The 11,266-nt window shown below is 71.3% G+C and carries 11 protein-coding genes and 1 pseudogene; 3 read left to right on the top strand and 9 right to left on the bottom strand.

Going from position 1 to position 11,266, the window contains the following annotated elements:
• The 4 genes from VFZ20_RS26390 to VFZ20_RS26375 all read right to left on the bottom strand — a co-directional run.
• The coding region (locus VFZ20_RS26390) for a pseudouridine synthase (protein ID WP_329686957.1) at window positions 1-1,560 on the bottom strand (1,560 nt) is incomplete at its 3' end.
• Window positions 1,557-2,111: an SMC-Scp complex subunit ScpB gene (gene scpB, locus VFZ20_RS26385; protein ID WP_329686956.1), complete on the bottom strand. Its 555-nt coding sequence runs from the start codon at window positions 2,109-2,111 to the stop codon at window positions 1,557-1,559. The genes VFZ20_RS26390 and scpB, both read right to left, overlap by 4 nt.
• Window positions 2,108-2,878 carry a segregation and condensation protein A gene (locus tag VFZ20_RS26380; protein ID WP_329686955.1) on the bottom strand — a complete coding sequence of 257 codons (771 nt, stop codon included), beginning with the start codon at window positions 2,876-2,878 and terminating at the stop codon, window positions 2,108-2,110. The genes scpB and VFZ20_RS26380 overlap by 4 nt, the downstream gene beginning before the upstream one ends.
• Window positions 2,878-3,534 (bottom strand): site-2 protease family protein, encoded by a 657-nt coding sequence (locus VFZ20_RS26375; protein ID WP_329686954.1) that lies wholly within the window; start codon window positions 3,532-3,534, stop codon window positions 2,878-2,880. The genes VFZ20_RS26380 and VFZ20_RS26375 overlap by 1 nt, the downstream gene beginning before the upstream one ends.
• A 203-nt stretch (window positions 3,535-3,737) precedes the next feature.
• On the opposite strand from VFZ20_RS26375, the gene rpsT reads away from it, so the two are divergent.
• Window positions 3,738-3,992 carry a 30S ribosomal protein S20 gene (rpsT, locus tag VFZ20_RS26370; RefSeq protein ID WP_329686953.1) on the top strand — a complete coding sequence of 85 codons (255 nt, stop codon included), beginning with the start codon at window positions 3,738-3,740 and terminating at the stop codon, window positions 3,990-3,992.
• A 439-nt stretch (window positions 3,993-4,431) separates the two neighbouring features.
• On the opposite strand, the gene VFZ20_RS26365 is transcribed toward rpsT, so the two are convergent.
• Genes VFZ20_RS26365 through pyrR form a run of 5 tightly spaced genes read right to left on the bottom strand, consistent with a single transcriptional unit; the run spans window position 4,432 to window position 9,624 of the window.
• Window positions 4,432-5,595, bottom strand: coding sequence for a hypothetical protein (locus tag VFZ20_RS26365; RefSeq protein WP_329686952.1), 1,164 nt, complete (start codon window positions 5,593-5,595; stop codon window positions 4,432-4,434).
• Window positions 5,596-5,629: 34 nt separating this feature from the next.
• Window positions 5,630-6,739: a 3'-5' exoribonuclease YhaM family protein gene (locus VFZ20_RS26360; protein WP_329686951.1), complete on the bottom strand. Its 1,110-nt coding sequence runs from the start codon at window positions 6,737-6,739 to the stop codon at window positions 5,630-5,632.
• A 34-nt stretch (window positions 6,740-6,773) separates the two neighbouring features.
• The gene (locus VFZ20_RS26355) at window positions 6,774-8,096 is read right to left on the bottom strand and encodes a dihydroorotase (protein ID WP_329686950.1); all 1,323 of its coding nucleotides are present in this window, start codon (window positions 8,094-8,096) and stop codon (window positions 6,774-6,776) included.
• On the bottom strand, window positions 8,093-9,064 hold the full coding sequence (locus VFZ20_RS26350; protein WP_329686949.1) for an aspartate carbamoyltransferase catalytic subunit: 972 nt from the start codon (window positions 9,062-9,064) through the stop codon (window positions 8,093-8,095). Before VFZ20_RS26350 ends, VFZ20_RS26355 begins: the two co-directional genes overlap by 4 nt.
• Window positions 9,064-9,624: a bifunctional pyr operon transcriptional regulator/uracil phosphoribosyltransferase PyrR gene (gene pyrR / locus VFZ20_RS26345; protein WP_329686948.1), complete on the bottom strand. Its 561-nt coding sequence runs from the start codon at window positions 9,622-9,624 to the stop codon at window positions 9,064-9,066. Before pyrR ends, VFZ20_RS26350 begins: the two co-directional genes overlap by 1 nt.
• A 354-nt stretch (window positions 9,625-9,978) precedes the next feature.
• Here pyrR and VFZ20_RS26340 point away from each other — a divergent pair, with 354 nt between their 5' ends.
• Window positions 9,979-10,566 carry a Uma2 family endonuclease gene (locus tag VFZ20_RS26340; protein WP_329686947.1) on the top strand — a complete coding sequence of 196 codons (588 nt, stop codon included), beginning with the start codon at window positions 9,979-9,981 and terminating at the stop codon, window positions 10,564-10,566.
• Between the two features lie 200 nt (window positions 10,567-10,766).
• Window positions 10,767-11,266: pseudogene (locus tag VFZ20_RS26335) on the top strand (hypothetical protein); the annotation flags it as partial.

Raw genomic sequence — 11,266 nt, 5'->3', positions numbered from 1 at the left:
ACGCTCGTCACCGTCGCCGCGATCGCGCGTGGGCCGGTCCTCGCCGCCGAAGCGCCCGCGCGGAGCGGACGCGCGCTCCGCGCGGTCGAATCCGCCAGACGCACGATCGCGCGGTCCCGCCTTGCCGCGCGGCGCCGGCCGACGCTCGTCACCGTCGCCGCGATCGCGCGTCGGGCGGTCCTCGCCGCCGAAGCGCCCGCGCGGCGAGGCCGTGCGCTCCTCGCGGTCGAATCCGCCCGATGCGCGATCGCGCGGTCCCGCCTTGCCACGCGGCGCCGGGCGACGCTCGTCACCGTCGCCGCGGGGACGAGAGGGGCGCGTGCGGTCGCCGCCGCGGGCGCCGCGCGCGGGCTGCTCGTCCTCGCTGGAGCGGATGCGCGGCGCGGCGGCCCAATCGGCGAACTCGTCGTTCGGCCGAGGGCGTGACGCGGCGGGACGCTTGCGCGGCGGCGCATCAGCATCGATATCGAACGACGGCCGGGCGGACCTGGCCGCGGGACGCTTGCGCGGCGCATCCGCATCGAACGCGGGCCGCGCGGACTTCCCCGCCGGACGGGTGGACTTCGCCGCCGGCCGGGCCGGTTTCCGCTCGCCGGCGACGGACTCGCGCCGGGGACGATACTCCTCGTCCCGATCCGCCGAACGGCCGCGCGGCGCCTCCGCCTTGCCCTTCGCGGCGGGCTTGCCGTGACGCTTGCCCGGCTCGTCGCCGTAGCGGTTGTGTGCGTCGTGCGCGGCCGCCTTGGCGCGCCTGGGCGTCTCCGCGTCGGACGCGTCGCGCGACGGACGCGCGGCGCGGGCGGGCACCTTCTCCGCGCCCGCGTCGCGCACGTGCGACAGCTCCTCCGGCGCCACGATCCGCCACTTGCCGCTGGGCAGCTCCGCCAGGTCGATGGGCCCAAAGCGGCGGCGCACCAGGCGCGTGACCTCGTGGCCCAGGGCCTCCAGCATCCGCCGCACCTCGCGCTTCTTGCCCTCGCGCAGCACCATCTTGAGCCGCGACTGCCCGTTGCCGGCCGGACCGATGAGCTTGGCGGACTCGGCCTTCGCCACGCCGTCCTCCAGCTCCACGCCTTCCACCAGCTCGCGGAGCACGGCGTCGGACGGCTTGCCCGTCACGATCACGTCGTACTCCTTGGTGATGCCGAACGACGGGTGCAGAAAGCGGTTGGCCAGGTCGCCGTCGTTGGTCAGCAGCAGCAGGCCCTCGCTGTCGCGGTCCAGGCGGCCCACGTGGAACAGGCCGTGGTACTTGTCCGGCAGCAGGTCGTAGACGGTGCGCCGGCCGAACGGGTCCGTGCGCGTGGTCACGTAGCCCGTGGGCTTGTGCAGCGCCAGCCACGTGGTGGGGGCGACCTTTACCTCCTCGCCGTCCACCTCCACGCGGTCCACGCCGGGCACCACCTGCAGCCCCATGGCCGTGACGGTGTCGCCGTTCACGGCAATGCGGCCGTGCGTGATCATCTCCTCGGCCGCGCGCCGGGAGGCGATCCCCGACCGGGCGAGAAAGGTCTGCAGGCGAACCTTCTCGCCGCGCTTGAGAAACCCAGGCCGCTTCATGCTTCGGTATCCTTCCGTTCGTCCCGCCGGGCAAGCACCACGGGCAGCTCCTCCGACCGCGGCAGGTCGTCCAGGTGCCGAAAGCCAAAGTGCTGCAAAAAGAACTGCGTCGTCCCGTACAGCAGCGGGCGCCCCAGCGCCTCGCTGCGTCCCACCACCTCGATCAATCCCCGCTCCTGCAGCGTCTTGAGCACGCCGCCGGCGCCCACCCCGCGGATCTCCTCCACCTCCGCGCGCCCCACGGGCTGCCGATAGGCGATGATGGCCAGCGTCTCCAGCGCGGGGCCGCTGAGCCGCTGCGCCCCCGGCACGGAGTCGAAGCGCTCCAGCACGGGCGCGAACTCCGGCCGCGTGAGGAGCTGAAAGCCCCCGCCCACCTCGAAGATGGTGAACGCGCGCGCCTCGCGGTCGTACTCCGCCCGCAGCTCGGCAATGGCCGCCTCCACCCGCTCCTCGTCCAGGCTCTCGTCCGCGCGGGCCAGGTCCGCGGGCGCCAGCGGGCTTTCGCTGGCAAAGAGCAGCGCCTCGATCACGCGGCTGGCGCGGATCACGAGGCCTCGGCCGCTTCCGGCGCCTCGGGCCGGAGCTCGCGCGCGCGGTAGATCCACAGCGACGAGAACGGCGACACCTGGCGTACCCGCACCATGCTGCGCTTGGCCAGCTCCAGCGAGGCCAGCAGCGTGGTCACGGCGTGGATGCGCGTGCCCCACGGCGCCACCAGGTGGGCGAACTCCACGCGCCGGGCCTGCTCCAGGGCGCCCAGGATCTCGTGGATCTTGTCCTCCATCTTCACCTCGCGCCCGCGCACGTGGTGAATGGTCTCGGGCGCGTTCAGCCGCTCCACCAGCGCCGTCATGGCGCCCTGCACCTCCGCCCACGTCGTTTCGAGCGGCAGGTCCGCCAGCTTCGGCGCCGGCCGCGCCTCCACGAAGCCGCGGGCGAACAATCGCGCCCGTTCGCGCTCCGAGCGCTCCAGCAGGCGGGCGGCCTCGCGAAAGTGCTCAAACTCCAGCAGGCGGCGCACCAGGTCGGCGCGGGGGTCCTCGGCCTCGTCGTCGTCGTTGCGCCGGGGAAACAGCATCTGCGCCTTGATGCGCACCAGCGTGGCCGCCATCTCCAGGAACTCCCCCGCCCGCTCCAGCTCCAGCCGCCGCAGGTCGCGGATGGCCTCCAGGAACTGCTGCGTGATCCGCGAGATGGGGATGTCGAAGATGTCGATGTCCTGGTTGCGGATCAGGTGCAGCAGCAGGTCCAGGGGGCCGTGAAAGCGCTCCAGGTCCACGGCGAACAGGTCCTGCTGCACCACCTGCGCGTCCATCAGAGCCGCATTCCAGACGGCGTCAGCAGCACGTTGGCCATCGCGCGAATGGCGGGAAACAGGAACGTCAGCGCCCGCGTAAGCACCAGCGCCCACAGGATCAGAAAGCCGTACGGGTACAGCTTGCGGTACTCCGCGCCCCACGCGGCCGGCAGCAGGTGGTAGAAGACGTGCGAGCCGTCCAGGGGCGGAATGGGCAGGAGGTTGAAGACAATGAGCCCCACGTTGCCCACCACGCCGTACAGGCACATCTGCGCGAGGCTTTGCACGGGGCCGGACAGCTGCCCCGGCTGCGAGAGCTGGGTGATCCAGAACAGCAGCACGGCAAACACCACCGCCAGGACGGCGTTCATGCACACGCCCGCGATGGAAACCAGGATGTCGCCCCGCCGGTAGTTGCGGTACTTGCGGGGGTTGGTGGGCACGGGCTTGGCCCATCCCAGCAGCGGCAGCCCCGAGCCGATGGCGATGGCGGGGAACAGCAGCGTTCCCACGACGTCCACGTGGGCCGCCGGGTTCATGGTCACCCGGCCCAGCATGTATGCCGTGTCGTCTCCCTGCTTGAGCGCGACCCAGGCGTGCCCCCATTCGTGCGCCGTGAGCGACAGCAGGAGGACGGGAAGCGCGAGGAGAACCGCGGTAAGGTCAAAGTTCATGCGCGCAAGCTACGCGCGCCCGCGAAGCTTGTCAAAACAAGCCCGTACGCGGGGATGGGATGCCAACGCGAGCGCCCGCGCGGCGTTCGCGGCCGGGTGGGGTTGACAGGTGGGCCGGGTGCGGGTAAGTTTCGGCTTCTTGTTTTTTCACACGAACCGTGCAACGGTGCCTTCGGGTGCCGCTTCTTGTTGGAGGAAGAGCCTTGCCGAACGTCAAGTCCGCCGAGAAGAGGATGCGGACCAATGCGATCCGCGCCGACCGCAACCGTCAGTTCCGGTCCAAGCTGCGCACCGCCCTCAAGAAGGCGCGTGGCGCCAATGACGCGGAGACGGCGAATGCTGCGTTCCGCGAGGCCGCCTCGCTGCTGGATCGCGCGGCTCGCAAGCGCATCATCCATCCGAACAAGGCCGCGCGCGCCAAGAGCCGTCTGACCGCCCGGATCGCCGCCCTCGGCTGATCCGCGGTTCAATCTGCTCGCCCGATGCCCCGCCGACTCTCGCAGTCGGCGGGGTTTTCGTGTATCCGCGCCATCCGCAGCAAGCCCGCTGATCCCGCGCGGACCGGCATCCTGAGGCGCCGCCGCGCAACTGCCCGCCCGCAGCTGACCGGCGCGGGCGGAGGATCTTCTTCACGGACGCATGGTGAACGCGCGCGGGATGGTTTTACGGAAAATTTCACACGGGGCCTGCGGCCAACGGAGGTAACGGTAACTGACCGAAACACCGTTGACTCCGTTGGCCGCAGGCCCCGTGTGAGAATGCTGTTCCCGACCTGCCAGGAGACTGTTGATACCGGAGTCTTTCTCCGGATCCGGTATGACGAGAGCCCGCCGGATGCCGGCGGGCTCTCGTCGTTACTCTCGCACTTTCGCACTCCCGCACTTTCGCACTGCCGTTCTACAGCTCCGACCCGCAGATCTCGCAGTACCAGCTGTGCGGCTCGTTGATGGCGCCGCACTCCTTGCACAGCAGGGGCTCCGCGCGGCTGCCGCCCGCCGGCGCGGAGGCCGGCTGCGCGGGCGGAGGCGGCGTGGGCGTGCGCGACGCGCCGGAGGTGGGCACGCTGCCGATGGCGCGGTCCAGCTCCTCCAGGAACGCCAGGTCGTCCGCGCCCAGGTCCGACGAGGCGGGGGGTGTGGCCGCGCCCCCGCGCGTGGACTCCTCGATCTCGCGCAAAAAGTCCAGCCCCTCGTCCGCGGCCGGCGGGGTCCAGCCGCCGCCCCGCGACGCCTCGTCGATGCCGTCCAGCCAGGGCAGGTCCTCTTCCGCGTCGGCCTGCTTGGGCTCGGCCGCGAACTCGCCGCCAAACGGGTCCCACTCGTCCACCGAGGCAACCTCCGCCGCGGCGGGCGGGTCCGCCGGCGGGGCCTCGGCGGCGGGCACGGGCGCCTCGGGCTCCGCCGGAAGCGCCGGCTCGAAGTCGTCCGCGTCCTCGAACATCGAGGGCTGCGGCGCCGGCTCCGCGGCCGGCGTATCCGCCTCGAACGACGCGCCGCCGAACGCGGGCGCCGGCTCGTCGGACGCGGGGGCGGCGGGCTCGTCCATGCTGGGAAGCGGCGGCGGCGCGGCCTCCGCGGCCGGCGCTTCCGTGACGGCGGGCGCGGGCGGCGCGGGGACGGGCGCGGCGGCCCCGGCGATGTCGTCCGCCAGCTGCTGCAGGTGCTCCACCTCCTGGCGGGCGCGGGCCACGGCGTCGTCCGCGTCGCCCACGCGGCGCTCCAGCGCGGGGCGCGCCTCGTCCCACTGCGCCTCGCTCAGCTCGCCGATCAGGTGGCGCAGGCTGAGCTCGTCGAGTTCGTCGGCGGCGCGGCCGCGCAGCTCCTCGGCCTCGGCCAGGGCCGCGCGAAAGCGGGCCAGGTCCGCCTCGATCTCGCCACGGTGCGCGGCCAGGTCCTCGTTCACGCGGCGCAGGCGCTCCACGTAGTCCGCGCGCACGCGCTCCGTCACGCGACTGCTGGTCTGCGGCCCCACCTCGTCCAGCCGGGCGATCCAGCCGGTGAGCTGCTCGCGCTGGCGGATCAGGTCGGGGACAACGGCGCCGGCCGGGTTGGATTCACTCATCGGGATTCGGTCTGCGGGCGGGTCGCGGCCGTCATCAGCCGCGAAACATGTCGATCAGCACCTCCACCACCTCCTGCGTGGCCACCGGCTCCACGGCGGCCGCGGGAGGAAACTGCGGCGCGGGCGGACGGTACAGCGCGCGGTCCAGGTGCCGGTCGAACGCCGACCAGCCGCCCGGCGCCAGGCCGCCCACCGTGCGCATCCCCGGGTTCATCTTGGCATCCAGCTCGTCGGCCGTATGCAGGATGAGCGCCTCCAGCGTCATGGGCACCTTGGGGCTGGCCCACTCCAGCCGCCCCTGGTGGCTGGCGACCAGGTGCTGCAGGTGCAGGATGCGGTCCGGGCGAAATCCGGGGATCTGCTCCGCCTCGCGCGTCACCATCTGCAGCCCCAGCAGGATGTGCCCCAGCAGCTGCCCTTCGTCCGTGTAGCTGAACGAGCGGCGCGCGGCCAGCTCCTTGACCTTGCCGATGTCGTGCAGCAGGGCCGCGGCCACCAGCAGGTCGCGGTCCAGGTCCGCCCCCTGCTCGCGGTAGTGCGCGCACAGCCGGTCGCAGGCGCGGGCCACGGACAGCGAGTGCTCCAGCAGCCCGCCCAGGTACGCGTGGTGGTTCTTCTTGGCGGCGGGGTGGATGCGGAACTGGCGGCCCAGCTGCGTGCCCTTGCCCACGCACCGCACCAGCAGCGTGCGGAGCGGAAGGTCCGTCACCGTCTGCACCAGCGCGTCCAGCTCGCGGCACATCTGCTGGCGGTCGCGGGGCGACGCGGGGAGGAACACCTCCAGGTCGTCGTCGCCCACCTCGACGAGCTCCAGCACGTTCACGGTGAGCTGCAGCTTGTCCTGGTACGAGCCCGCGCGCGCCCGCACGCCGATCACGTCGTCCGCGCCCACGACGGCGTCCAGGCGCTCGGCGTCGTCCCACACCTTGGCCTCGATGCTGCCGCTGCGGTCGCCCAGGATGAGCGTGAGGAACGGCTTGCCGGCTTTGGTCTCGCGTTTGGACTTCTCCAGCACCATGTAGCAGCCGATGACCTCGCGCCCGTCGTCGCGCAGGTCGGCGACCAGGGGCCAGGTGGCCGCCCCGCAGAACGAACGCGGGTCCAGCCGCGGCGCGGCGGAACGATAGGGGACCAGCTCCCTCACGGCATCTCCTTCAAGTCCTGCATTTCCATCGATTTCAGTCGGCCTGCCACACGGTCGCGCCGCCCACGATCGTCCGCACGGCGCGGCACCGCAGCGCGCGCCCCGTGAACGGCGTGTTGCGGCTGAGGGAAAGGAAGGTCGTGGGATCCACCGTCCACTCCAGCCGCGGATCGATGATCGTCACGTCCGCCACGCTTCCCTCCCGCAGCGAGCCCAGCCCCATGCGGTCCAGGTTCATGGCCCGGGCAGGCGCGCAGCTCATCCGGTCGATGAGCCCCGACAGGTCCAGCAGCCCCGTCGCGACCAGCTCCGTGTAGGACAGGCCCAGCGCCGTCTCCAGCCCCACGATGCCGTTGGGGGCGTCCTCGAACGCCTGCTCCTTCTCGTCGTAGTGGTGCGGCGCGTGGTCCGTGGCGATCACGTCCAGCGTGCCGTCGCTCACGCCCTGGCGCACGGCCTCGCGGTCCGCCTCGGAACGGAGCGGCGGGTTCATCTTGGCGTCCGTGCGGTACGCCTCCACGGCCGCGTCCGTGAGCGTAAAGTGGTGCGGCGTGCCCTCCGCCGTCACGCGCACGCCCCGCGCCTTGGCCTCGCGGATGAGCGCCACGCCCCGCCGCGTGCTCACGTGCTGCACGTGCAGCCGCCCGCCCGTGAGCTCCGCCAGCATGAGGTCGCGGGCAATCATCACGTCCTCGGCCTCGTTGGGGATGCCCGTGAGGCCCAGGCGCGTGGCGATGATCCCCTCGTTCATGCTGCCGCCGCGGCTGAGCGTGAGCTCCTCCTCGTGCACGGCCACGGGAACGTCGAACGCCAGCGCGTACTCCAGCGCCATCCGCAGCATCCCCGCGCCCATCACGGGGCGCCCATCGTCCGTCACGGCCACGGCGCCCGCGTCCACCAGCTCGCCGAACTCCGTGAGCTGCTCGCCCGCCTGCCCCACGGTGATGCAGCCCGTGGGAAAGACGCGCGCGCCGCCCGCCCGGTGCCCCGCCGCCACCACGTAGCCCACCGTCGCGGGCGAGTCGATGGGCGGATCCGTGTTGGGCATGGCAACGACGGCCGTAAAGCCGCCGGCCGCCGCGGCCCGGGCGCCGCTGCGGATGGTCTCCTTGTGCTCCTGCCCCGGCTCGCGCAGGTGCACGTGCACGTCGATCAGGCCGGGGGTGACGACGAGGCCGGCGGCGTCGATGGTCTCCGCGCCCTCCGGCGCCTCGATTCCCTCGCCGACGCGCGCCACGCGGCCGTCCACGAGGAGCACGTCCGCCACGGCGTCGAGCTGTTGGGACGGGTCCACGACGCGGCCGCCGCGGATGAGCACGGGCGCGTGGCCCGCCACGCGAAGCGTGTCGCCCTTCATGCCGCGCCTCCCTTGGCCGCCTCGGCCATCTCGGGGGCGCCGCCGGCCAGCAGGTACAGCACGGCCATGCGCACGGCCACGCCGTTGGTCACCTGCTGCAGGATGACGGAATGGTCCCCGTCGGCCACGTCGCTGTCGATCTCCACGCCGCGGTTCATGGGGCCGGGGTGCAGGATGAGAAGGTCGCGCGGCGCGGCGTCCACCCGCTCGCGCGTGACGCCGAACACGCGGTTGTACTCGCGCAGGCTGGGTATGAAGCCGCCCTTCATGCGCTCCAGCTGCAGGCGCAGCACGTTGAGCACGTCGGCCCAGGCGATGGCGTCCTCAATGCGGCGGAACACCGTCACGCCCAGCTCCTCCACGCACGGCGGCAGGAGCGTCCGCGGCCCGCACACGCCCACCTCGGCGCCCATCGTCTTGAGGCCGTGGATGTTGCTGCGCGCCACGCGCGAATGGAGAACGTCGCCGCAGATGCACACCTTGAGGCCCTCCAGGGGCCCGCGGTGGTCGCGGATGGTCATCAGGTCCAGCAGCCCCTGCGTGGGGTGCTCGTGCTTGCCGTCACCCGCGTTGATGACGCTGCTGGCAATGCGCTCCGCCAGGAACTGCGCGCTCCCCGACGCGTGGTGGCGAATGACCACCATGTCGATGCGCATGGCTTCCAGGTTGCGCGCCGTGTCCACCAGCGTCTCGCCCTTGGCCACGGAGCTGCCCGCCGTGGAGATGTTCACCGTGTCGGCGCTCAGGCGCTTTTCGGCGAACTCGAAGCTGACGCGGGTGCGCGTGCTGTTCTCGAAAAAGGCGTTGACGATGGTCTTGGTGCGCAGCACGGGCACCTTCTTGACCGGCCGCTCCGAGATCTCCTTGAAGACCTCGGCCGTGTCCAGGATGGCCGTGATCTGCTCCCGCGTAAGGCCTTCGAGCCCCAGCAGGTCCTTTCCGAACGTGGGAGGCGTGCCCTGCGCCATCAGGCCGCGCCCTCCTGCCGAAAGGTGAGGTCCACGCCCAGCCGCTCGTCCAGCTCGGGCACCAGCACCTCCACGATCCCGCCCTCGGGCACCTCCACCCGCTGGCCCACCACGTCCGCCTGGATGGGCAGCTCGCGCCCGCCCCGGTCGACGAGGATGGCCAGGAGAATGCGCGCCGGCCGCCCAAAGTCCGCCAGCTCGTCCAGTGCGGCGCGCACGGTGCGGCCCGTGTACAGCACGTCGTCCACGATCACCAGGTGGCGGCCGTCGATGCCGCCCGTGGGCAGCCGCGTCTGCCCCACGACGGGGCGCGGGCCCACGGTCATGAGGTCGTCGCGGTAGAGCGTGATGTCCAGCGAGCCGGTGAGGGGCGCGCTGCCCGTGCGCTCGGCGATGAGGGGGGCCATGCGGCGGGCCAGCTGCACGCCGCGCCGCTCGATGCCCACCAGCACCAGGTCGTTCCCGCCCGTGTGCTGCACGACCTCGTCCGCCATGCGGGCGAGGACGCGCTCCACCTCGGGCGGGTCCATGAGGGAGCGTCGCTCCTGGGCGTCGGCCATGTAGGTCGCTTGGATCTGTCGGGGGATGGTCTGAAGCTCGGGAAACTTACCCCACCCGCCCGGAGGCGTCAACGAAGTGCGCGTGTCAGATGCGCATCCGCGCGCCAACCTGCACGGACGGCGGATGCGGCGCCGAACGCACCCGTCGGCGCCCTGGCCGCTTTCACGCGGTGGCGTGCGGTCCGGAATCACGATTCCGGCGCGTGAAGCCGCGCCCCGCCTGACGGGTCGGAAACAAGTTCCGGATTGTTCACGTCCGCCCGCTGGCGCATTCGTTGCGGCCTGTTTCCGGGCGCTTGCGCGCTTCGACTGTTCACGTTTACACTCGGACGCAACCCGGTCCGAGAGGAGCAGATGGCCACGGCTGCCCTGACGCGCTACACCCCCGAAGAGTACCTCGCGCTCGAGCGCAACGCCGAGTTCAAGAGCGAGTACCTGGACGGCCGCATCGTCGCCATGACGGGCGCCTCCATCGCGCACGTCACCATTACCGGCAACGTCCATGGTGAGCTGCGCACGCGTCTTCGCGGAACGCCGTGCCGGCCGTTCATGGGCGACATGCGGGTGCAGATCGGCGGCGGCCGGCGCTACACGTATCCGGACGTGGTCGTCGTGTGCGGCGAGCCGCGATTCATGGATGGCGCGCTGGATACGCTCACCAATCCGGCGCTGATCGTGGAGGTGCTCTCGCCCACGACGGAGGCGTACGATCGCGGCGAGAAGTTCCAGCACTACCGCTCCATCGAGTCCCTGCGGGAGTACGTGCTGATCGCGCAGGACCGCGTGCTCGTGGAGCGCTTCGTCCGCGGCGGTGACTTCTGGACGCTGTCCACGATCGAAAGCCTGGATGCGGCGCTGGAGCTCACCTCCGTGGACTGCTCCATCCCCCTCCGCGAGATCTACTACGACGTGGAGCTGCCGGCGGCGCCCGCGGTGCAGTAATCCGTCTCTACGACAGCTGTACGCATCGCGAACACTGTTATACGGCCGCGCCTTCACGTGTATCGTTTGCGGCACATTGATGCTCTTTTTCTCATGCAAGTGGGGATCAACATGGTTTCCAGATGGATGGCGCGGCTGGCCTTCAGCCTCGGATTGCTCATAGGCGCGCCGCTCGCGGCCTCGGCACAGCAGCTCTACGAGTGCACCTGGACCGTCACGACCCGCGAAATCGTAACGACCTACGCGAACGGGGTGGTGGAAACACGGTGGGAGTATACGCGCACGGAATCCTGTCGGCCGATCCAGACGTGATGCAGCGAACGCGATCGTCCAGGTCGTTCTTTCCCTGCCTGCTTCTCGCGATCGCCGTCGTGGGAATGCTCTCGGGCTGTGCGCCGGGCAGAGATGGAGAGGGCCAGGCTGCGGAGCGCGGCCTCTGGGCGCCCGGTGGTGCGTGGCGCGTCGCGGAAGAACGCAGGATTGGTGCGAAGCTGGAGGAGGGGCCGACGTCGTTCGGGGACGTTTCCGACGTGGCGCTGGACGCGATGGGCCGCGTGTGGATTGCCGATGCGCTGCAGCACGAGATCCGCGTGTTCGCGCCGGACGGGCGGCACGTGCGGTCAATCGGCGGGATGGGCGGCGGACCGGCGGAGTTCCTCGGGATCGCGGGGATGGATTGGGCGCCGGACGGCAACCTGTG

It is taken from the genome of Longimicrobium sp. (genome assembly GCF_036280135.1).
Taxonomy (GTDB): Bacteria; Gemmatimonadota; Gemmatimonadetes; order Longimicrobiales; family Longimicrobiaceae; genus Longimicrobium.
This window is presented reverse-complemented; position numbering and strand designations above follow the sequence as displayed.